24 protein-coding genes and 1 tRNA gene are annotated in these 21002 nt (G+C 70.7%); 18 read left to right on the top strand and 7 right to left on the bottom strand.

Annotated elements, in window-relative coordinates:
- Positions 1–6 precede the first annotated feature (6 nt).
- The 4 genes from OC490_RS28740 to OC490_RS28725 all read right to left on the bottom strand — a co-directional run bounded on the left by OC490_RS28740 (position 7) and on the right by OC490_RS28725 (position 5861).
- Positions 7–1767: a copper resistance CopC/CopD family protein gene (locus tag OC490_RS28740; protein ID WP_262060909.1), complete on the bottom strand. Its 1761-nt coding sequence runs from the start codon at positions 1765–1767 to the stop codon at positions 7–9.
- A gap of 156 nt (positions 1768–1923) precedes the next feature.
- Positions 1924–2700, bottom strand: coding sequence for an SDR family NAD(P)-dependent oxidoreductase (locus OC490_RS28735; RefSeq protein ID WP_262060908.1), 777 nt, complete (start codon positions 2698–2700; stop codon positions 1924–1926).
- Complete coding sequence (locus OC490_RS28730; protein ID WP_262060907.1) at positions 2688–3161, bottom strand: cupin domain-containing protein; 474 nt, start codon at positions 3159–3161, stop codon at positions 2688–2690. The genes OC490_RS28735 and OC490_RS28730 overlap by 13 nt, the downstream gene beginning before the upstream one ends.
- A gap of 9 nt (positions 3162–3170) precedes the next feature.
- Positions 3171–5861, bottom strand: coding sequence for a GNAT family N-acetyltransferase (locus OC490_RS28725; protein ID WP_262060906.1), 2691 nt, complete (start codon positions 5859–5861; stop codon positions 3171–3173).
- A gap of 98 nt (positions 5862–5959) precedes the next feature.
- Between OC490_RS28725 and OC490_RS28720 the strand changes: the two genes are divergently transcribed.
- From OC490_RS28720 to OC490_RS28700, 5 genes are all read left to right on the top strand, one after another.
- Positions 5960–6673 (top strand): siderophore-interacting protein, encoded by a 714-nt coding sequence (locus OC490_RS28720; protein WP_262060905.1) that lies wholly within the window; start codon positions 5960–5962, stop codon positions 6671–6673.
- Between the two features lie 142 nt (positions 6674–6815).
- Positions 6816–7412 (top strand): HhH-GPD-type base excision DNA repair protein, encoded by a 597-nt coding sequence (locus OC490_RS28715; protein ID WP_262060904.1) that lies wholly within the window; start codon positions 6816–6818, stop codon positions 7410–7412.
- 62 nt (positions 7413–7474) lie between these two features.
- Positions 7475–8140 (top strand): HdeD family acid-resistance protein, encoded by a 666-nt coding sequence (locus OC490_RS28710; RefSeq protein ID WP_262060903.1) that lies wholly within the window; start codon positions 7475–7477, stop codon positions 8138–8140.
- Positions 8141–8219: 79 nt separating this feature from the next.
- Positions 8220–8543 (top strand): hypothetical protein, encoded by a 324-nt coding sequence (locus OC490_RS28705; RefSeq protein WP_262060902.1) that lies wholly within the window; start codon positions 8220–8222, stop codon positions 8541–8543.
- 62 nt (positions 8544–8605) lie between these two features.
- Positions 8606–8728 carry a hypothetical protein gene (locus tag OC490_RS28700; protein ID WP_262060901.1) on the top strand — a complete coding sequence of 41 codons (123 nt, stop codon included), beginning with the start codon at positions 8606–8608 and terminating at the stop codon, positions 8726–8728.
- Between the two features lie 24 nt (positions 8729–8752).
- On the opposite strand, the gene OC490_RS28695 is transcribed toward OC490_RS28700, so the two are convergent.
- Positions 8753–10264, bottom strand: a complete 1512-nt coding sequence (locus OC490_RS28695) for a DUF853 domain-containing protein (protein ID WP_262060900.1) — start codon at positions 10262–10264, stop codon at positions 8753–8755.
- 105 nt (positions 10265–10369) lie between these two features.
- Here OC490_RS28695 and OC490_RS28690 point away from each other — a divergent pair, with 105 nt between their 5' ends.
- Together OC490_RS28690 and OC490_RS28685 are read left to right on the top strand one after the other, a co-directional pair.
- Positions 10370–10666: a type II toxin-antitoxin system VapB family antitoxin gene (locus OC490_RS28690; RefSeq protein ID WP_003999914.1), complete on the top strand. Its 297-nt coding sequence runs from the start codon at positions 10370–10372 to the stop codon at positions 10664–10666.
- Between the two features lie 123 nt (positions 10667–10789).
- Positions 10790–11413 (top strand): LytR C-terminal domain-containing protein, encoded by a 624-nt coding sequence (locus OC490_RS28685; RefSeq protein WP_262060978.1) that lies wholly within the window; start codon positions 10790–10792, stop codon positions 11411–11413.
- Positions 11414–11496: 83 nt separating this feature from the next.
- Here OC490_RS28685 and upp read toward each other — a convergent pair whose 3' ends face one another.
- Positions 11497–12132, bottom strand: coding sequence for a uracil phosphoribosyltransferase (gene upp / locus OC490_RS28680; protein ID WP_262060899.1), 636 nt, complete (start codon positions 12130–12132; stop codon positions 11497–11499).
- Between the two features lie 96 nt (positions 12133–12228).
- On the opposite strand from upp, the gene OC490_RS28675 reads away from it, so the two are divergent.
- The 9 genes from OC490_RS28675 to OC490_RS28635 all read left to right on the top strand — a co-directional run bounded on the left by OC490_RS28675 (position 12229) and on the right by OC490_RS28635 (position 17485).
- Positions 12229–12423 carry a hypothetical protein gene (locus tag OC490_RS28675; protein WP_262060898.1) on the top strand — a complete coding sequence of 65 codons (195 nt, stop codon included), beginning with the start codon at positions 12229–12231 and terminating at the stop codon, positions 12421–12423.
- A gap of 244 nt (positions 12424–12667) precedes the next feature.
- On the top strand, positions 12668–13201 hold the full coding sequence (locus OC490_RS28670; RefSeq protein ID WP_262060897.1) for a hypothetical protein: 534 nt from the start codon (positions 12668–12670) through the stop codon (positions 13199–13201).
- Between the two features lie 56 nt (positions 13202–13257).
- Positions 13258–13689, top strand: a complete 432-nt coding sequence (gene tadA / locus OC490_RS28665) for a tRNA adenosine(34) deaminase TadA (protein ID WP_262060896.1) — start codon at positions 13258–13260, stop codon at positions 13687–13689.
- 67 nt (positions 13690–13756) lie between these two features.
- A tRNA-Ser gene (locus OC490_RS28660) sits at positions 13757–13841 on the top strand.
- A gap of 103 nt (positions 13842–13944) precedes the next feature.
- Positions 13945–14187, top strand: coding sequence for a hypothetical protein (locus OC490_RS28655; RefSeq protein WP_262060986.1), 243 nt, complete (start codon positions 13945–13947; stop codon positions 14185–14187).
- Between the two features lie 25 nt (positions 14188–14212).
- Entirely contained in the window at positions 14213–14506 is a 294-nt protein-coding gene (locus tag OC490_RS28650) for a Dabb family protein (protein WP_262060895.1), read from the top strand.
- A 172-nt stretch (positions 14507–14678) separates the two neighbouring features.
- Positions 14679–15527, top strand: a complete 849-nt coding sequence (locus OC490_RS28645) for an RNA polymerase sigma factor SigF (RefSeq protein ID WP_262060894.1) — start codon at positions 14679–14681, stop codon at positions 15525–15527.
- Between the two features lie 268 nt (positions 15528–15795).
- The gene (locus tag OC490_RS28640; RefSeq protein WP_019073292.1) at positions 15796–16686 is read left to right on the top strand and encodes an RNA polymerase sigma factor SigF; all 891 of its coding nucleotides are present in this window, start codon (positions 15796–15798) and stop codon (positions 16684–16686) included.
- A 355-nt stretch (positions 16687–17041) separates the two neighbouring features.
- Positions 17042–17485, top strand: a complete 444-nt coding sequence (locus OC490_RS28635) for a GNAT family N-acetyltransferase (protein WP_262060893.1) — start codon at positions 17042–17044, stop codon at positions 17483–17485.
- A 23-nt stretch (positions 17486–17508) separates the two neighbouring features.
- Here the strand turns inward: OC490_RS28635 and OC490_RS28630 are convergent, their stop codons facing one another.
- Entirely contained in the window at positions 17509–17712 is a 204-nt protein-coding gene (locus tag OC490_RS28630) for a hypothetical protein (RefSeq protein ID WP_262060892.1), read from the bottom strand.
- Positions 17713–17910: 198 nt separating this feature from the next.
- Between OC490_RS28630 and OC490_RS28625 the strand changes: the two genes are divergently transcribed.
- On the top strand, positions 17911–18435 hold the full coding sequence (locus OC490_RS28625; protein WP_262060977.1) for a MarR family winged helix-turn-helix transcriptional regulator: 525 nt from the start codon (positions 17911–17913) through the stop codon (positions 18433–18435).
- A 21-nt stretch (positions 18436–18456) separates the two neighbouring features.
- A complete protein-coding gene (locus OC490_RS28620) occupies positions 18457–20985 on the top strand; it encodes an MFS transporter (RefSeq protein ID WP_262060891.1) in 2529 nt (842 codons plus the stop codon).
- Positions 20986–21002: the final 17 nt, after the last annotated feature.

Genomic DNA, 21002 nt, shown 5'->3' with positions numbered 1-21002 from the left:
CATCGCCTACCGCACGATCCGTACCTGCCGCTCCACGCTCACCTGGTCGATGTCCGACGTCCTGACCGTCACCTTCATCGTCCAGGTGCCGGCGATGGGGATGTTGAGGGAGTTGGTGCCCCAATAGCCGCCCTCGTCCTTGATGTTGGCGTCGAGGGGGCCGATCTTCTGGGCCGGGAGGGTGAAGGAGAGGCGGAGTTCGGGGACCGTGGCGAAGCCGCCGTCGGGGCCGTAGACGACGGCCTCGACGGAGTTCAGGCCGACGCGGCCGGGGTCGAGGGTGATCTGTACCTTGCCGCCGGCGTTGCCGACGCGGAAGGGGACCATGGTGACGGAGGCCGCGGGGATGCCGGCCGGGGTCGCCGTCTGCTGGGCCTCCGCCGCTGCCCGGCCGGGCAGTGTGTTGGTCAGCAGGGTGGTGATCACCAACACGGTGACGCCGACGGCGACTTCGAGCAGTACCGAGCGGCGCAGGCCACGGCGGTACCCCTCCGGAGAGCCGTCACCGGCACCGGGGTCCGGGAGGCCCTCGTCGTCACCGGTGGAGGCTTTCGTCGTCGTCGTGTCCGCGCCCGTGCGCACCAACTCCGGTACGGAGAGCTGCACTTCGGCCCCCGCGAGCCGGGCCGTCCACTGGCGCGACCAGCCCGCCGCCGCGAGCAGCAGGACCACCGCGCCGAGCTTGACGAGCAGGATGCGGCCGTACGACGTTCCGGTCAGGGCGTTCCAGGAGCCGAGGCCGCGCCAGGACTGGTAGACGCCGGTGACGACCAGGACGGTGACCGAGATGAAGGCGAGGCGCGAGAACCGGGCGACCGGGGCCGCGTCGAGGTCGGGTGAGCGGTAGAGGACGGTCAGGAGGGCCGTGAGGCCGCCCAGCCAGACCGACATCGCGAGCAGGTGCAGGACCGCCGAGGTCATCGCCACCGGTACCTGGATCCCGGCGGACGCGTGCTCCGCCGACGCCCAGGTCAGCGCCAGCCCCACCGCCAGGGCGGCGCCCGTCCCCAGGGCGATCCGTCCGAACCGGTCCCGCCCCCGGAGTCGTAGGAGGAAGAAGGCGGTTGCGGTGAGGAGGAGCAGGCGGGCCGCGAGTGCCTCGCCCGGGCGGGTGGTCAGGGTTTTGGGGAGAGCGGAGGGTTCGAAGGCCGTGGCCAGGCCCGTGCCCGCCTCGTAGGGGGCGCGGAGGATCAGGAGGGCCAGGGTTGACGCCAGGAGGGTCCACCAACCCGTCAGGATCGGCTTGTTGAGGACCGTGGGGTTCGGGGGGCGGCACAGGGCAAGGAAGGTGGCCGTGCCGATGAGGAGGGCCGCGGCAATGTACGCGAAGTAGCGGGCTGTGTCGTACAGGCTGGCCGTCAACGGGTTCTCGTTCGGGGCCGTGCTGATCGGGGTGGTGGTGGCGGAGGGTTTGCCGATGGAGAAGGTGAAGGCGCCCGAGACGGGGTGGCTGTCGGCCGAGACCACGCGCCAGGCGACCGTGAAGGTGCCGGTGCCGAGCTTGGCCGGGAGGGTGACGCTCGCCGTGTCACCGGCATCCTTCGCATGGTGCGCGGAGCTGGTCTTCACCCGCCGGTTGTCGGGGTCGTAGACGCGGAAGGAGTCGTCGAGCAGGGCGACGGACTCGGAGAAGGTGAGGGTGAGCGTGCGGGGGGCCGACTTGAGGACGCTTCCGTCGGCGGGGGTGGTGGATTCGAGGGCGGCGTGCGCGGACGCGGTGCCCGCGCTGCCGAGGAGGAGCAGGACCAGCACGGTGCCCAGCAGCACCAGCCCTTGAACTCCTCGCCGCCGACTGCCTCGGTAGTCTCCATCGACTCCGTCGCGTCCAAAACGCTGTCCCTCGTTCCGTCGTCGGCGCACGTCATATCTCCGTCTTCGGACTTGCAGGCTTCGGGTTATGTACGGAAGAACCGTTCCCTTCGCTCACCACGTGGGCCGGGCCGAGACTCCGCCGTCCACGACCAGGTCGTGCCCGGTGATCCAGGAGGCCAGCGGCGAAGCCAGGAACACGCACGCGTCGCCCACGTCCTCCGGGCGGCCCAGCCGCCCCGTCGGTGCCGCCTCCCGCCACCTCCGCACCCCTTCCGGCCAGGCCTCCCCCAGTCCCTCCCGGTCGATCAGGCCGGGCGAGACCGTGTTGACGCGGATGCCGTAGGGGCCGTACTCCAGGGCCGCCGACCGCGCGTGCATCACCACGGCCGCCTTGGACGCGGAGTAGTGCGCGTGCAGCGGTGCCGGGGCGCCCGCCTCGATGGACGCGATGTGCGTCACGGAGCCGGCGCCCTGCTCCCGCATGATCTCCACCGCCGCCTGCGTGCAGGCGAACACGCTCATCAGATTCGTGTCGACGACCGCCCGCCAGTCCGCCGCCGTCATCCCGTCCAGCGGCTGCGTCGGCTGTACGCCCGCGTTGTTGACCAGCCCGGTCAGCCGCCCGCCGCCGAACTCCGCCGCCTCGCGCACCAGCGCCCGGCAGTCGTCCTCGTCGGTCAGATCTGCTTGCAGTACGACGGACCGGGCGCCCAACTCCCGTACGCGGGCCGCCACTTCACTCGCCGCACCGACCGCCGTACGGCAGTGGACCGCGACCGCCGCCGCGCCCTGTTCGGCGAAGCGCAGGGCGATGCCCCGGCCGATGCCGCCGCTCGCGCCCGTGACCAGGGCGACCTGCCCGGTCAGCAGGCCGCTCACGGGCGGCACAGCCCGGCGATACGGGCGGCCTCGGCCGGGTGGCGGGCGGTCAGCTCGGCGGCGTCGCCGTGCTCGTAGCCCTCGTAGGTGAAACCGGGCGCCATCGTGCAGCCGAAGAACGTCCACGCGCCGTCGGCCGCGACCCGCGCCCCCATCCAGGTGCCGGCCGGCACAGTGAACTGGAGGTGCTGGCCGTGCGTGATGTCCGGGCCGAGGACCGCCGTGCGGGAGGTGCCGTCGGGGGCGAGGAGCAGGAGTTCGAGCGGGTCGCCGAGGTAGAAGTGCCAGACCTCGTCGCTGGGCAGCCGGTGCAGGGCGGAGAAGTCCGGGGCGGCGAGGAGGGCGACGATCGCGGTGCCCTCGGGGCGGCCGTCGGACCGTTCCGGGCCCGCCCAGGTACGGCGGAACAGGCCGCCCTCGCGGGGGATCGGCTCCAGCCCGTAGTGGGCGACGAGGTCTTCTGGGGTCACTCCGGCAGGCTACGGGAAGGCCACCTCACGAGGGAGAAACGCCAGTTGGGCGCGCTTCTCGGGCAGATACACGTCCGGGATGTCGATCTCCGGGAGCACCACCTCCGGGCCCGCCACGAAGCCCTGCCGCAGGAAGCGCGCGACCGCCTTCTCGTTGCGCACGTCCGGATCGACCACGATCCGGCGCCGGTCCAGACCGAGCAGGACGTAAGCGGCGAGGACACCCATCAGCGCCGCCGACCAGCCGGGGCGTACACCGTCCGGTCCGGCGGGGGCGAGGAGGAGGTGAATGCCGATGTCTCCCGGTTCTACGGCGTAGCAGTCGCCGACGCGGTCGGCGGCGGGCTCGTAGGTCTGGAGGAGAGCGACCGGTTCGTCGTCCCTGAGCACCAGGTGGGCGTGGTGGGTGTCGAGGGTGTCCATGTGGGCGTAGATCTCGGCGACTTGGGGCTGGGTGAGACCGTTCATGCCCCAGAACGCGGCCCGTTCCTCGCTGACCCAGCGGTGGATCACCTCGGCGTCGGCCGCCGGGTCCAGGGGCAGGACACGGACGGTGCCGAAGCCGTCGACATGCTGTTCGTGGACCGGTTCGCGGGTGAGGGGTCCGGGTTCGGGTTCGGGTTCGGGTTCGAGGCGGCTGAAGTCGGTGATCACCGGGGCCAGATCTCCCTTGAGCCACAAGGGGAGTTGGTCGTGGTGGTGCGGTGAGCCGGGCAGCCCCGACGCGCCCAGCGGCACCACCCACAGGCTGTCCTCCCGCCGGGCCAGGTCCCACACGAACCGGGCCGCCGGGCCCCGCGCGCTCAGGTCGGTGAACCCGGGCACGGAGGAGGTGCACAGCACGCAGTCGTGGTCACCGGACAGGCCCGGACCGGGAGTCGGGGTGTCGGCGAGTGCCCGCCAGGGAGTCAGGCGGTGGGTGTCGCCCCAGGTGCCGAGGGGTGCGGCGGCGACTTCCTCGACCGCCGCCCGTACGGTCTCCGGCCGGTCGATGCCGTACAACTCCGGTGCCCGCAGCAGGTGTTCGAGCGCGAAGCCGACGCGCGGGAGCAGCGCGAGCCACGGCAGGAACACCTCCGGGTAGGCGGGCGCCTCGGCCAGGGCGGCGAACGCCGGGTGGGCCGCGAGCCGTCGTACGACCGCGCCGCGCACCGCCGCGTAGGCGGCGGCGTCGGAGCTGTCGGCGTCCATGCGGCGGTCCCAGTTGTGGAGCCGGTCGCGGAGTGCGGCGGCCCCGGGGGTGAGGTCGGTGAGGGCGGCCAGGTGCTCCAACAGGGGTGCGGCGGAGCCGAGATGGGTGTCCAGGTGGATCGCGGGCATGTCGGCGGCCGACCAGTGGGCGCGCCCGGCGAGCAGTTCGGCGATGCGGTCGGCGCGGTGGGGCGGGGCGAACTCGACGCCGAGCGGGGTGGCCGGGCCGCGCTGGTTGGCCATGACCGCGATGCCGTCGGCGGCCGGTTCGGCTCGGGGCGGCTCGTGCCAGCCGTGCCATTCGTGGCCGGGTTCCCAGGCGGGGACCAGCCGCACGCGGTTGGCCTCGGCGCGCAGCGGGACCTTTCCGGCCACCCGGTGCAGCAGTCCGCCCCGGGTGTCGGCGGCCTGGACGACGTTGACGGGCTCGGCCCAGTCGTCGAACGCCCGGTCCACGTCGGCTACTTGGCGGGCGCGGAGGAGGGGGAGCAGGGTGGTGAAGCCGAGGTCCTCGGTGACGCGGGGCGGGTGGCGGAGGCTGATGGCGAGGGGTGGGGTGCCGGGTGGCGCGGTGACTCCGCCGTCGAGTCCCTCCGGCCCGCCGATGACGACCGGCCCGCGTTCGGTCTCGATGACCTCGACCTCGACGGGTTCCTCGCCCGCCGCCTCGACGGTCTCCGTGTGCCGGGCCGCGCGCCGCCACACACCGTCCGGGCCGAGGGCCTCGACACCGGCGCCGGTGCGGCGCAGGCGCTCCCGGTAGAGGTCCTGGTAGTCGGCCATCGCGTTGGTGATGGCCCAGGCGACCGTGCCGGTGTGGCCGAAGTGGGCGATGCCGGGGATCCCGGGCACGGCGAGGCCCACGACGTCGAACTCCGGGCAGGAGAGGTGGACTTGCTGGTAGACGCCGGGGTCCTCGATGAAGCGGTGCGGGTCGCCGGCGAGGACGGGCAGGCCGGTCGTGGTCCGTGCGCCGCTCACCAGCCAGCCGTTGCTGCCGGAGGTGCCGGGCCCGTCCGTGGCGAACAGGCCGACGGCGTCCGGCCCGAGGTGCCGTATCGCCTCCTCGCGCCACAGCTTGGCCGGGAACCCCGCGAACAGGATGTGCGTGGCGAGCCAGACCGCGAGCGGGGTCCAGGGCTCCCAGCGGCCGGGCGCGAGGCCCGACTCGGTGAACTCCGGGGCCGAAGTCCCCTCGCTCAGGCCCTCGTTGACGCCGTCGACGTACGACCGCACCCAGCGCGCGGTCTCCGGGTCCCGCCGCTCCAGGGCGGCGAAGCAGCGTCTCGCGGTGTCGGCGAGGCGGGCGCGGCGGGCGAAGAGGTCCCAGGGCAGGGCGCCGATGCCGAGGAAGGCGGCCGAGGTGCCCTGTGCGCGATGCCGTTCGGCCTCCAGCTGCCAGGCGCGGTCGTGGGCGGTGACGCGGCCCTGGGCGCGGGCGAGTTCGTCGGCGCTGCCGGCGCGCAGGTGGGGGATTCCCCAGGCATCGCGGTGGATCTCGGTCGTCACCCTGTGGCCTCTCCGTTGTTCCTGTTGCGAGGCTGTTTTTTAGGTTAGCCTTGCCTAAGTTACTCGTGGGGAAATCGTACGCGAAGGGTGAAGAGGCGATGGTGCAGGGGCGCGGTTGGGAGGGCGCGGTACTCAAGCTGCTGCGCGCCAAGGACTTCGAGTTCACCGTCACACGGGCGGAGGACGTCACCCCGCACTATCGCCGCCTCCATCTCACCGACGGCGGCATGCTCGCGGCGACCGGCGTCCACCCGACGATGTGGGTCCGGCTCTGGTTCGACAACGCGGGCAAGCCGCATCAGCGGGCGTACACCCTGGTCGACCCCGACCCGGCGGCCGGCACGTTCGGCCTCGAATTCGCCCTGCACGAGGGCCGCGCGAGCGACTGGGCACGGTCCGCGAAGCCCGGCGACACGATCGAGGCGACGGTCCAGGGCACGGGTTTCGAGGCTCCCGACCCGACCCCCTCACACCTCTTCGCGATCGGCGACCCGGCATCCGTCCCCGCCGTCAACTCCCTGCTGGGAGCGGTGGGTTCGACGGTCCCGGCGACGATCTGGTTCGAGGGCGAGCCCGACGGACTCCCCCTCCGCACCGACCCGGACCGGCACGAGATCCGCGCACTCCCCCGGGGCCGGCTGGCCGAGCGGATCCGCACGGAACTCCCCGACCTCCTCAAGGCCACCCCGGACCCCTACGTCTGGATCACCTGCGACACGACGACGACCCGGGCGTTGTCGTCGTACGTCCGCAAGGAGTTGGGCGTACGACGGGAGCGGGTGCACGCGCTCGGGTACTGGCGGGCGACCTGAGGCGAGCCGGAGGGGACCCTCTTCAAAAAAGTGTGTCACTTTTCATGCAAAGTGACACACTTCTAAATGGCACCCTCCCCGAGAGCCGGGCCTCCCCGCGCGCAGGGAGGCATCCCGACCCCGGACGCGCCAGAATCGACCCATGGACGTCACCCTTCACCTCGCCCAGGACCCCGAGGCCGACGAACTCCTCGGCCGATCCCCGCTCGCCGCGCTGGTCGGGATGCTGCTCGACCAGCAGGTGCCGATGGAGTGGGCGTTCAAGGGGCCGCGGACGATCGCCGACCGGCTCGGGGCCACCGATCTGGACGCCCACGAGATCGCGGCCCGTGACCCCGAGGCCTTCGCCGCACTCCTCTCCGAGAAGCCGGCCGTGCACCGCTACCCGGGCTCGATGGCCAAGCGCATCCAGCAGCTCTGCCAGTACCTCGTCGAGCACTACGACGGGGACGCGAGCGCCGTCTGGGAAGGCGTCGGCACCGGTGCCGAGCTGCTGAAGCGGCTTGGGGAACTGCCCGGGTTCGGCAAGCAGAAGGCGCAGATCTTCCTCGCCCTGCTCGGCAAGCAGCTCGGGGTGACGCCGAAGGGCTGGCGCGAGGCCGCCGGCGCCTACGGCGAGCCCAAGTCCTACCGCTCGGTCGCCGACATCACCGGGCCCGAGTCGCTGACCAAGGTGCGCGCGCACAAGCAGGAGATGAAGGCGGCGGCCAAGGCGGCGAAGGCAGCCGGCGGCAAGTAGCCCGTCAGCCAGGTGGCCCGTCCCCGGTGGCGGGACGCGCGATCCCGGTCAAAACATGGACCATGACCGAGGCACCGAGCGGCTCCCCCAGGGGCCCGGAGTTCGACGACCGCCGCGCCCACGCACCGCGGCCCCCGCACGACGAGCGGTACCGGGAACCTGATCTCGAAGGTCCCCTGCACGCCCTGTCCAAGGCCGCCTGGCAGGTCGTCCTGCTCACCGGCATCGCGTCACTGGTCCTGGGCGTCCTGGTCCTGGTGTGGCCGGGCGCGTCCCTCTTCGCGGCCGGCATCCTCTTCGGCATCTACCTGCTGATCAGCGGCGTCTTCCAGCTGGTCTCCGCCTTCGGCACCCACAAGGCGACCTCGCTGCGCGTACTGGCCTTCATCAGCGGCGCGCTGTCGATCGTGCTGGGCCTGTTCTGCTTCCGCGGCCCGATGCAGTCGATCCTGCTGCTCGCCCTGTGGATCGGCATCGGCTGGCTGATCCGGGGCATCACGCAGACCCTGGCCGCCGCCTCCGACCAGAACATGCCCGCGCGTGGCTGGCAGATCTTCCTCGGGATCGTCACGTTCATCGCCGGCATCGTCCTCATCGACTCGCCCTTCCGCTCGGTCGCCGTCCTCACCCTCGTCGGCGGCATCTGGCTGGTCGCGGTCGGCGTCGTCGAGATCATCACGGCGATCAGGATGCGCGGCCGGGCCCAGCAGGTACCGACCGCCCTGTGACAGGTCCCCCTACTCCATGCGGGCGTATCTCGCTCCGGACGCGATGAACGCCGTAGACCCACAGGGCAGATTGACCCCCGTGAGCACCGCACGCAGCCTCCCCCGCAGCCGTGCCTGGCTGCGGGCGCTCGTGCTGCTGCTCGCCCTCCTGATGCCGGGCACGCACGCCGAGACGCGCGCGATGCCTGTCGCGTCCTCCGTCGAGACGACCATCGAGTACGACGTCCTCGACACGGCCACCGCAGCCCTACGGCCCTCCTCCCTCGCCGTCCACCGGCCCACCGCACCCCTGCGCCCCGCGCCCGCCCCGGCGTCGCACGACCCCGAGGGCCGCCCTCTCCCCGCACCGCACGGGCCGTCGTACACCCTGCGTGCCCAGCGCACCGTGGTCCTGCGCTGCTGACGGACCGACCGCCCCACCAGGCCAGTCAGTCAGTCCGGCAGTACGACGCGAGGAACACAGCCATGCCCATCGACCCGTACGCGGTCCTGCGCGCCCTGTTGCGCGCGGAGGCCGTCCGCAACGCGCCCAAACCCGAGGCGCGCACACCCGAACCGCAGCGGCCCCCGGAGGAACCCGAGCGCTGACCCGACCGCGCGGTCCGGCGGCGGCTACCGCTTCCGCCGGGCCGTGCCGAAGAGGGAGCGGGTGATCTCGCGGCCGATCTGGGTGCCGACGGAACGCGCCAGGGACTTGAACATGCCGCTGCCGACGACCTGTTGGACCATCGACTCGTCCTCCTCGGCCGGAGCCTTCTTCGCCGCCGCCTTCGGCGTCTCCTGCGGCTGCGGACGGGACGTCAGCTTCTCGTACGCCGACTCTCTGTCCACAGCCTGTGCGTAACGGCCGTAGAGGGACGAGGACTTGACCGCCTGGTCGAGGGTCGTCGGGTCGATCGGGCCCATCAGGGACTCGGGGGCGCGGAGGCGGGTGACGGCGACCGGGGTCGGGGCGCCGTTCTCGCTCAGGACCGTGACGACGGCCTCGCCTGTGCCCAGGCCGGTGAGGATCTCCTCCAGGTCGTAGGAGGAGTTCGGGAAGGTCTTCACGGTCGCCTTCAGGGCCTTCTGGTCGTCCGGGGTGAAGGCGCGCAGCGCGTGCTGGACACGGTTGCCGAGCTGGGCCAGGACGTCGCCGGGGACGTCCTTCGGGGTCTGGGTCACGAAGAAGACGCCGACCCCTTTCGAGCGAATCAGCCGGACGGTCTGCGTGATGGAGTCCAGGAAGGCCTTGGAGGCGTCGTTGAAGAGCAGATGCGCCTCGTCGAAGAAGAAGACGAGCTTCGGCTTGTCGGCGTCGCCGACCTCGGGGAGATCGTGGAAGAGGTCCGCCAGCAGCCACATCAGGAAGGTCGAGAAGAGCTGCGGCTTGTCCTGGACGGCGGGGAGTTCGAGGACCGAGACCATGCCCCGGCCGTCGCCGGCCGTGCGCAGCAGTTCGCTCGTGTCGAACTCGGGCTCGCCGAAGAAGTCGGCCATGCCCTGCGCCTCGAAGGCGGTGAGGGAGCGGAGGATCACGCCGGCCGTGGCGGTGGACAGGCCGCCGATGTTCTTCAGTTCCACCTTCCCCTCGTCCGAGGTGAGGAAGGTGACGACCGCCCGCAGGTCCTTGAGGTCGATCAGCTCCAGGCCCTTGGTGTCGGCGTAGTGGAAGATCAGGCCGAGGGACTGCTCCTGGGTCTGGTTGAGCTGGAGGACCTTGGAGAGCAGCACCGGGCCGAAGCCGGTGATCGTGGCGCGGACGGGGATGCCGTGGCCGATGCCGCCGAGGGCGTAGAACTCGGCGGGGAAGCCGGTCGCCGTCCACTGCTGCCTCACCTCGGCGGCCCTCCCCCCGACCTTGTCGTTCGAGGTGCCCGGCGCCGAGATGCCCGACACGTCACCTTTCACGTCCGCGAGGAACACGGGCACGCCCTGCGCCGAGAGCTGCTCGGCGATGAGCTGGAGCGTCTTGGTCTTGCCGGTGCCGGTGGCGCCCGCGACCAGGCCGTGGCGGTTGAGCATCGGGAGGGGGATGCGGATCTGGGCGTCGGGCAGACAGGCCCCGTCCCAGAGCAGGGCGCCCAGATCGAGTGCAGGTCCTGTGAAGGCGTACCCGGCGGCGATCGTCTCGCTGTCACTCATATCAGGCCCCTGTTCCCTTTTTGCCCGCCTTTGCGGCATCTTTTCCAGCGTCGCACTCCGTCTCCATGGCTGCGCCCGGAACGTCATGACCGGTAGGCTTTCCGTGTGATCTTCAAGCGCATCGGAAACGGCCGGCCGTACCCCGACCACGGCCGGGAAAGCACCCGGCAGTGGGCGGATGTCGCGCCGCGCCCGGTCCGCCTCGATCAGCTGGTGACGACCAAGGGCCAGCTCGACCTGGAAACCCTCCTCGCCGAGGACTCGACCTTCTACGGCGACCTCTTCGCGCACGTCGTGAAGTGGCAGGGCGACCTGTACCTGGAGGACGGCCTGCACCGCGCGGTCCGCGCCGCGCTGCAGCAGCGCCAGGTGCTCCACGCGCGCGTGCTCGAACTCGACTGAGCCTCCCGCTCACGGGGCGTTCGCCCTTTCGGGTTGGTCTCGGCGCTGTCGAATGATCATCTAGTAGGCATCGTCGCCCGGGCGCACTACGCTGCGCTCATGAGCATGCTGACTCCCCCAGGCATGGGCGGCCAGTACCGGATCACGGGGGACAAATACCCGCGCATGCGCCGTCCGCGGCGCCGCGGACGGCTCGTCCTCATGGTGGTCGCGTCCGTCGCCGTACTGGGTGTGGGCGGGTGGGGCACGTTGCAGCTCATCGACGTCTTCACCGGTGGCGGCAAGCAGGCCGCGGCGGCCGGTCCCAAGGCGGACTGCGCCTCCAAGGTGAGCCCCTCGCCCACCACGAACGCCGCCGTCCCGAAGCCCGCCCAGATCACCGTGAACGTCTACAACGCCACACCCCGCAGCGGCCTCGCCAAGTCGACCGCCGACGAACTCAAGAAGCGCGGCTTCAAGATCGGCGACGTGGGCAACGCGTCCACGCAGTTCGACAAGAAGGTGAAGGGCACCGGGATACTGCTCGGCCCCGCCGCCTCCCTCGACACCTCGCTGCCCGTCCTCGCCACCCAGCTCACCGGCGCCGAGCGCCGCACCGAGGCCACTCGCAAGGGCACCGCCGTCGACCTGATCATCGGCACCGCCTTCAAGGACCTCACGGCGAAGGCCGCCGCCGACAAGGCCCTGGCCACGCTTAGCGGGCCCGCCGCACCGGCGGCCAGTGCTTCACCGAAGGCGTGCTCGTAGCCGTACGACAGCACACACGCAGATACCCGTACGGCAGGTAAGAGCCGTACGGGAATCGGGTGTTGACCGAGTCCTACCCGGCCTTACTCGGCCGCCCCGTACAGCCGGTCGCCCGCGTCGCCGAGGCCCGGGACGATGTAGCCGTGCTCGTTCAGGCGCTCGTCGACCGAGGCCGTCACGACCGTCACCGGGGTGCCCGCGAGCTCGCGCTCCATGACCTCGACGCCCTCGGGGGCGGCCAGCAGGACCACGGCCGTGACGTCGTCCGCGCCGCGCTTGATCAGCTCGCGGATCGCCGCGACCAGGGTGCCGCCGGTGGCCAGCATCGGGTCCAGGACGTACACCTGGCGGCCGGAGAGGTCCTCCGGCATGCGCGTGGCGTACGTGGAGGCCTGGAGCGTCTCCTCGTCGCGCACCATGCCCATGAAGCCGACCTCGGCCGAGGGCAGCAGCCGGACCATGCCGTCCAGCATGCCGAGGCCGGCCCGCAGGATCGGCACCACCAGCGGGCGCGGGTAGGACAGCTTGACGCCGGTGGTCGGGGCGACCGGCGTCGTGATGTCGACCTGTTCGGTGCGCACGTCACGCGTGGCCTCGTAGGCGAGCAGGGTGACCAGCTCGTCGGCCAGGCGGCGGAAGGTCGCGGAGTCGGTGCGCTGGTCGCGCAGCGTGGTGAGCTTGTGGGCGACCAGGGGGTGGTCGACGACGTGGAGACGCATGTCCACAACAGTAGCCGCCACTCCCCACCTGCTCGCGCTGGCATCAAACCGCCCGTCCGGGGGAAAGTGGGAGGGACGGACCGGGGTGGTGAGCCGATGCCTGACCGTGAGTCCCACGAGGACCCGTCACAGCACGAGAGCCGGGAGACCGATGCCGAGCGCAGACGGCGCCGGGCGGAGTTCCTGCGCGAACTGACCGAGGCCCGTGAGCTGCGCGACCGCGTCCAGCCCCGCCGCGCCAAGGCCGCCCGGCTGCGCCACGCCATGCGTATGCGAACCTTCCGCTGGTAGTTGAGGCCTGTCTCACAGCACCTTGTATGGCCAACCGGGTGCGTGCGCACGGCGATCGCCGCGTACGATCCCGCTGGTGGTCGATCAAACACGGGCGGACACAGGGAGCCGAAGACGTCCCCTGAACGCCTTGTTTCTGCCACGATTCCGAGTGGGTGGGGCTCGGAGCACGAGCTCTCCCCGCCCGCAACCTCCGCCGGGGGGACCCCCAACCGGCACGCCTAAGACCAGTGGGAGAGTCACGGTGTACTTCGCCGCACTGCTCGCGCGCACCGAAGACGGGTGGGAAGCGAGCGACACAGAGCTCGACGATGTCGAGAGCCTGTCGGATCTGGCCGAACTGGCCCGTGAAGCCTCGCCCGAGGACGACACGGTGCTGGTGCTCATCGAGCAGGAGGACGCCTGGTTCGGCGTCGTCCGTATCGACGGCGAGGACGACCCCCGGATCTACGTCTCGGACGCAGCTGCGGCAGCCCGCAGCTCGTACGGCGAGATCCTGCTCACGGACGAGCTGCTCGGAAGGGATCCGGACGACGACGACGTCGTCGATCTGGACTCCCTCGACCTCGACGGCACCGAGGACGGTGACTCCGAGGAGGACGACGACGAGGACGGCACCTCGGCCGAGGCCGTTCCGCACAGCCCGGTCGGGGACAGCCAGATCCTCGACGACCTGGGCGTCGGCGAGAAGGAGCTGCGCCAACTCGACGCCGACGACGCGCTGAGCTCCATCGCCGAGGCCCTGGGGGCCTCGGAGGTCCTGGAGACCGTCCGCTGACCACAGCACGCACAGAAGGGACTCCGGACCCGGTACGCGACCGCTGGCGGGCCGCGATGCGGCTCGCCCTGGTCGAGGCCGGACAGGCCGCCCGGGGCGGCGACGTCCCGGTCGGCGCGGTCGTACTGTCCCCGGACGGTACGACCGTGCTCGCCACCGGGCACAACGAACGCGAGGCCACCGGCGATCCGACGGCGCACGCCGAGGTCCTCGCGATCCGCCGGGCCGCTTCTCACCTCGGTGAGTGGCGGCTCTCGGGCTGCACCCTCGTCGTCACCCTCGAACCCTGCACGATGTGCGCGGGCGCACTCGTGCAGTCCCGGGTCGACCGGGTCGTCTACGGCGCCCGCGACGAGAAGGCCGGCGCGGCCGGCTCGCTCTTCGACGTCGTACGCGACCGGCGGCTCAACCACCGCCCCGAGGTGATCGAAGGCGTGCTCGCGGACGAGTGCGCGCACGTCCTCACGGAGTTCTTCCGCGGCCGGTAGCAGGATCGGTGGCGGGGCTCGATTACCGATTTCAAACCACGCCCCACCTTGTTGTAAGGTCTCTCTCGGTAGCGTGTCCGAGCGGCCGAAGGAGCTCGCCTCGAAAGCGAGTGTGGCGCAAGTCACCGAGGGTTCAAATCCCTCCGCTACCGCTTCTGGAGGGCCCCGTCGAGAGACGGGGCCCTTCTTGCGTGATGTGGGGCAACAGCCCTCCACCTGCGGGCCGTTGGTCCCTGATTGATCCAAAAAGAGGCCGTGAAGGTTACACTCACCGCCGACAACAGGGGGCCCACGGGCACGGACGTCACAGGGGAGGCCGCGATGGCGGTGAACGCGAAGAAGGTCGCCGTCTATGTGCTCGTGGTCTTCGCGCTGTACGTGATCATCACGAAGCCCGCCAAGGCGGCCGACTACGTCCAGATAGGCTTCGAGGGCATATCGGACGCCGCGAAGGCCATCGGAGACTTCATGACCTGGCTGGCCGACGGGGCACACTAGCCAACCACCACCCGGGAGCGCGCAGATGATCCGCCACCTCGTCCTCTTCAAGCTCAACGAGGGCGTCCGGCGCGACGACCCGCGGGTGGTGGCGGGCGTCGAGGCCTTCCGCCCGCTCGGCGACCTGATCGGGGAGCTGCGCTCCTGGGAGCTGGGCTGGAACATCAGCGACCGCCCCATCGCCTACGACTTCGCGATCAACTCGTCGGTCGACGACGCCGACGCCCTGAAGCGGTACGTCGAGCACCCCGCGCACCAGGCGGGCGTCGTGCTGTGGCACGAGTTCGCTACCTGGGTGATCGCCGACTACGAGATCTGAACGCACCGCCGAGAAGCCCCCTGCCGTGACGGCGGGGGGCTTTTCCGCACCCAATGCCACAACTTGCCCGTCAACACGGCCTAACAAGGTATTAGTCGGTGCTTGCACACAGTGCACATGTCTTGTGATGCTATGACCGCTTTTGACGGATGAGTTGACCTATTGAAGAGGTGTGGCGTTGACCGTGTCGGCCAGTACAGCGCCGCCTCAGGAAGAGGCTCCCGCCCAGCCCCCGGCGGCAGCCGCTCCGCCGCGCAGTCGCGGTGCCGACACCCGGGCTCTCACCCAGGTGCTGTTCGGCCAGCTCAAGGGGCTCCAGCCGGGTACGCCGGAGCACAACCGGGTGCGCGGGGCGCTCATCGAGGCCAATCTCCCGCTCGTGCGCTACGCCGCCGCCCGCTTCCGCTCCCGCAACGAGCCGATGGAGGACGTCGTCCAGGTCGGCACCATCGGTCTGATCAACGCCATCGACCGCTTCGACCCGGACCGGGGCGTGCAGTTCCCGACGTTCGCGATGCCGACCGTCATCGGCGAGATCAAGCGCTACTTCCGTGACAACGTTCGCACGGTCCATGTCCCGCGCCGGCTGCACGAGTTGTGGGTGCAGGTCAACGCGGCGACCGAGGACCTGACGACCGCGTTCGGCCGCACTCCGACGACCGCCGAGATCGCCGAGCGGCTGCGCATCGGCGAGGACGAGGTGCTGTCCTGCATCGAGGCCGGCCGCTCGTACCACGCGACCTCCCTGGAGGCCGCCCAGGAGGGCGACGGACTGCCCGGCCTGCTGGACCGGCTCGGCTACGAGGACCCGGCCCTGGACGGCGTGGAGCACCGCGACCTCGTCCGGCACCTTCTCGTCCAACTCCCGGAACGCGAACAGCGGATCCTGCTTCTGCGCTACTACAGCAATCTCACCCAGTCGCAGATCAGCGCGGAACTCGGCGTCTCCCAGATGCATGTCTCACGGCTGCTCGCGCGCAGCTTCCAGCGACTGCGCTCCGCGAACCGCATCGAGGCCTAACCGAAAGCGCGAGCGAGTTGTCACCGTTACGAACGAATCGCTCACCAGGGCGCTTCCCGCCAGTTCTGCGCTGAAAAACCGTCAGACCCCCTTTTTCCAGGGCCGTTTCGTAACAGACAAGTCGACATGTCACTACAGCGTGTTGCCGACATGTGACATTCTGCGGGAAGCGCGTTTGCCGTGGCCCAGGCTCCGGTATTCAGGTGAAGGCACCGCTCCCCAGACGGGGGCGATCGCCGCGACCGTCCCGCGACCCAAAGGGGGTGGCATGTCCGCAGACCAGGGCAGCTCGAAGGTGCTCACGCTCACCAAGAGCGAGGCTGAGCCCGCACTCGACGCCGTTACGGTCCTGGAGGCCGTACCCGCCGTACCGGCCCCGGCCCTCCCGACCACGGGAGCCATCGACACCCGCACCCTGTCCCGCTCCCTCTTCCTGCGGCTCGCCGCACTCGACGAGAACAGCCCCGAGCGCGGTTACGTCAGGGACACCCTCATCGAGCTCAATCTCCCGCTGGTGCGTTACGCCGCCGCGCGTTTCCGCTCCCGCAACGAGCCGATGGAGGACATCGTCCAGGTCGGCACGATCGGCCTGATCAAGGCGATCGACCGGTTCGACTGCGAACGCGGGGTGGAGTTCCCGACGTTCGCGATGCCGACCGTCGTGGGCGAGATCAAGCGCTTCTTCCGCGACACGTCGTGGTCGGTGCGCGTCCCGCGCCGGCTCCAGGAGCTGCGGCTGGCCCTCACCAAGGCCAGCGACGAGCTCTCCCAGAAGCTGGACCGGTCGCCGACCGTCCCCGAACTCGCCGCGGTCCTGGGCGTGTCCGAGGAGGACGTCGTCGACGGCCTCGCGGTCGGCAACGCCTACACGGCCTCCTCGCTCGACTCCCCGGCCCCCGAGGACGACGGCGGCGAGGGCTCACTGGCGGACCGCCTCGGCTACGAGGACACGGCCCTGGAGGGCGTGGAGTACCGGGAGTCCCTCAAGCCGCTCCTGGCCAAACTCCCGCCCCGTGAGCGCCGGATCATCATGCTGCGCTTCTTCGCCAACATGACCCAGTCGCAGATCGGCGAGGAGGTCGGCATCTCCCAGATGCACGTCTCCCGCCTCCTCACGCGCACCCTGTCCACCCTGCGCGAGGGCCTGATCTCCGACTGAACCCCTTCTGAACCCGCCGCCAAGGGTTCCTATGCGACGAAGCGTCAGTCGGTCACCCCGGCCCGATGCGTCGTCCCACACGGACAACTGGCCGCCGAGGCGCCCCGCTGGGTGCGTCGGCGGCCGTCGTCTGCCCGACACCGACCGCGTGCGCGGGCGGCAACTCCGGGGGAACGGCGGTGAGTTCGGGGCGTCTCGGTCAAGTAGCTCTGGGCAGCGCCCCAAAGGGGCGCGGGGCTGTTTCGATACGTGGCTCCGCCGCCGTGGGCGCGCGCAGCCACGCAGACACCGCAGCCAACCACCGACAGATCGCGGCTCCTCCAGTGCCGGCAGCCCGATCGATAGGCTCCCCGCCATGGACGTACAGGTGGAGGTCGTGCGCGAGGCGACCGACGAACTCGTGGACGCGTTCGGCCGGTTGCTGCCGCAGTTGTCCTCGACGGCGGAGCCCCTCGACAGGGCCGCGGTCGAGCGGCTGGTCTCGTGCGCGACGAACACGGTGCTGGTGGCACGGGCGGAGGGCACGGTCGTCGGCACGCTGACGCTGGTGCTGTTCCCGGTGCCGTCCGGGCTGCGCGGGCGCGTCGAGGACGTGGTCGTCGACGGCTCGGCCCGAGGGCGGGGAATCGCCGCGCTGCTGACCGGCGAGGCGTTGCGGATCGCCCGGGAGGCCGGCGCCCGGACCGTCGATCTCACCTCGCGGCCGGACCGCACCGCGGCCAACCGGCTGTACGAGCGGCTGGGCTTCCGGGCGCGGGAGTCGACGGTCTACCGGTTCCCCGTGGAACCGGCCCGGTAGCCGCCCGAATCGCGCGGCCGGCGCTACATCATCGCCAGGTACACCACCGCCGCCACGACCAGCACGGCGACGACAACGCCGACGATCAGGCCGATACGCGGTCCGGCGGGAGCGGCGGCCTGCTGCTGCCGGCCGCCCTGGGGGGTCTCGTCGACGAAGGCACGGAACATCTGGGTGCTGCCGGCGGGGTCGTAGTTGCCCTCGGGGCCCTGGGTGTTGTTTGCCATGGGCCGAGACACTAGCGAATCCCCGGGGGACACCCAAGTGCGGGGCTTCGCGCAGCCGTTCCCACCTGTGGGTTTACGGTCAGCAATGCTTGCCTTTGCCAACTTTTTATGCCACACCCACCCGTTTTATTTGCCTGTAGCAACCAACCTCTCTTATGGTTGCCCTAAGCAACGAACATGGCGAGCAGGGGAGGTGTGATGGCCGAGCGGACGCAGTACGAGGAGCTGATGCGTCAGTTCAGTGCCTTCGGCGCCGTACGCAGGGAGCTGGGCCGGATCCTGCCGTCCGACTGCCCCAGCGGCTCCGCGGCCGTACTGACCCTGCTCGGCCGGCACGGCGACATGCGCATGAGCAGGCTCGCGGAGCTGCTCGCCGTCGACATGTCCGTGACCAGCCGCCATGTCGCGCACGTCGCCGACCGGGGCTGGATCGAGCGGTCCGCCGACCCCTCGGACAAGCGCTCCCGCATCCTGCGCCTCACCCCCAGCGGCCTGGCCCGGCTCGACGAACTGTCCCGGCGCACCGCCCAGTTGCTCGCCGACCGGCTGAGCGACTGGAGCGACGACGAGGTCGGCCAGCTGATCGGGCTGATGGCCCGGCTCCGGGCGGACTTCGGCGACTGCCGTACCGCGACCCCGTCCCGCCTCAATGCCCCCCACGTCCCCGAAACCCCCCACACCCCCCACCACGAACTCGACCACACCACCCGTACACCCGCATAAGCACGGAAGAAAAGGAAGCCCATGGCAACGACCACACCAGCCGGTGTGCGGGCTCACGCCAAGCACGGAGGGGGATCCCCCGCGGCCCCCGACGGCGCTCCGATGACACACCGGCAGATCATGGAGGCGCTCTCCGGGCTGCTGCTCGGTCTGTTCGCCGCGATCATCTCCTCGACGATCGTCACCAACGCCCTGCCGACCATCATCGGCAGCCTCGGCGGCGGCCAGGAGGCCTACACCTGGGTCGTCACCGCGGCCCTGCTCTCCATGACGGCCTCGGTGCCGCTGTGGGGCAAGATGGCCGACCTGGTCAGCAAGAAGGCCCTGGTCCAGATATCCCTGGTCATCTACATCATCGGCTCGGTCGTCGCCGGCCTCGCGCAGAACCCGGCGATGCTGATCGGCGCCCGCGTGATCCAGGGCCTCGGCGCCGGCGGTCTCTCCGCCCTCGTCCAGGTCGTGATGGCCGCGATGATCGCCCCGCGCGAACGCGGCCGGTACTCCGGCTACACCGGCGCCACCTTCGCCGTGGCGACCGTCGGCGGCCCGCTGCTCGGCGGCGTGATCACCGACACCTCGTGGCTCGGCTGGCGCTACTGCCTGTTCGTCGGCATCCCCTTCGCGCTGATCGCGCTGATCGTCCTGCAGAAGACGCTGAACCTCCCGGTCGCCAAGCGGAAGGTCAAGGTCGACTGGACCGGCGCCTTCTTCATCACCGCCGCCGCCTCGCTGCTGCTGGTCTGGGTGACCTTCGCCGACGACAAGTACGACTGGCTGTCGTGGCAGACGTACACGATGGTGGGCGGCACCTTCGTGCTGGCGCTGCTGTTCGTGTTCACCGAGACCCGGGCGAGCGAGCCGATCATCCCGCTGCGCCTGTTCCGCAACCGCACGGTGTCGCTGGCCTCGCTGGCGTCCCTGTTCGTCGGCGTCGGCATGTACTCGGGCACGGTCTTCTTCTCCCAGTACTTCCAGCTGGCCCGCGACAAGTCCCCGACGATGTCCGGCGTCATGACCATCCCGATGATCGGCGGCCTGTTCGTCGCGTCGATGGTCTCCGGCCGCTTCATCACCAGGACGGGCCGCTGGAAGGGCTGGCTGGTCGCCGGCGGCCTCTTCCTCACCGCCGGTCTGGGTCTGCTCGGTCTGATGCGCTACGACACCCCGTACTGGGAACTGTCCATCTACATGGCCCTGTTGGGCATCGGCGTCGGCACGATGATGCAGAACCTGGTCCTCTCCACGCAGAACCAGGTCACCCCGAAGGACCTCGGCGCGGCCTCCTCCACGGTGAGCTTCTTCCGCTCGCTCGGCGGCGCGGTCGGCGTCGGCGTGCTCGGCTCGGTCATGTCCGGCCGGATCACGCACTACGCCAGGGACACCGTCACCTCGCTCGACCCGCAGTCGCAGGCCGCCGCCGCGAAGGCCGTCGGCAGCAGCGCGCTCCCCGACATGGACGCCCTCCCGAGCACGGTCCGCACCTGGCTGGAGAGCGCCTACGGCCACGGCATCGCCGACGTGTTCCTCTACGCCGCCCCCTTCGCGCTGGTCTCCTTCATCGTCGTGATGTTCATCAAGGAGGTCCCGCTGCGGACGTCCGGCGGACTGGCCCAGGCCGCGGAGGAAGCGGTGGGCGTGCTGGACGCGGCCGAGATTCCCGCGCCGGCCGAGGAGAAGGTCCCCAGCTGGGCGGCCGAAGGTACCGAGCAGCAACTCGCCGCCGTGGCAACGGTGGTGGGGAAGGAGACCGCACCCGTGACCGCATCCGACTCCACACCCGTCCCGGGTGGGATTCCCGTCAGCGGCTACGTCCGCGGCGCCGAGAGCGCGCCCGTCCCGCAGGCCGCCGTCACCCTGATCTCCCTCGGGGGACGCCAGTTGGGCCGCTCGGTCACCCAGGCGGACGGCTCCTACGCGCTGGACGCGCCGAGCGTCGGCTCGTACGTCCTGATCGCCTCCGCCGACGGCTTCCAGCCGCAGGCGTCGACGGTCGTCGTGAACGGCAGCGACCCGGTCTCCTACGACGTCCTCCTCAGCGGCACCAGCGGCCTCAACGGCCTTGTCCGGGCGGCCGATTCGGGTCTGCCGGTCAAGGACGCGATGGTCATCGTGACGGACGTGCGCGGGGACCTGCTGTCCAGCGGAACCACCGGTGAGCAGGGCGAGTTCGCGTTCGCCGAGCTGGTGCCGGGGGCGGTGACCGTCGCGGTGAACGCCGACGGGTACCGGCCGCGCGCGCTGCCCGTCGAGGTCGGCGGCACCGGGGTCACCCGGGTCGAGATCGACCTCGACTCCGGTGCTCAGGTCCTGGGCGTGGTCCGCGCCCCGCACGGCCCCCTGGCCGACGCCCGCGTGACCCTCGTGGACGCGGCGGGCAACGTGGTCGGCACCGCCACGACCGGGACGGACGGAGCGTACGCCTTCACCGACCTGAGCGGCGGCGAGTACACGGTGATCGCGACGGGCTACCCGCCGGTCGCCACCGCCCTCACTCTGAACGGCCGCGGAGCCGACGGCCACGACATCGAACTCGCCCACCCCGGCGAGTAGTTCACACTCAGGCCTGC

It is taken from the genome of Streptomyces sp. STR69 (assembly GCF_024519455.1).
GTDB lineage: Bacteria > Actinomycetota > Actinomycetes > Streptomycetales > Streptomycetaceae > Streptomyces.
Note: the sequence above shows the minus strand (reverse complement) of the source record. Positions and strands in the feature narration are given on the sequence as shown.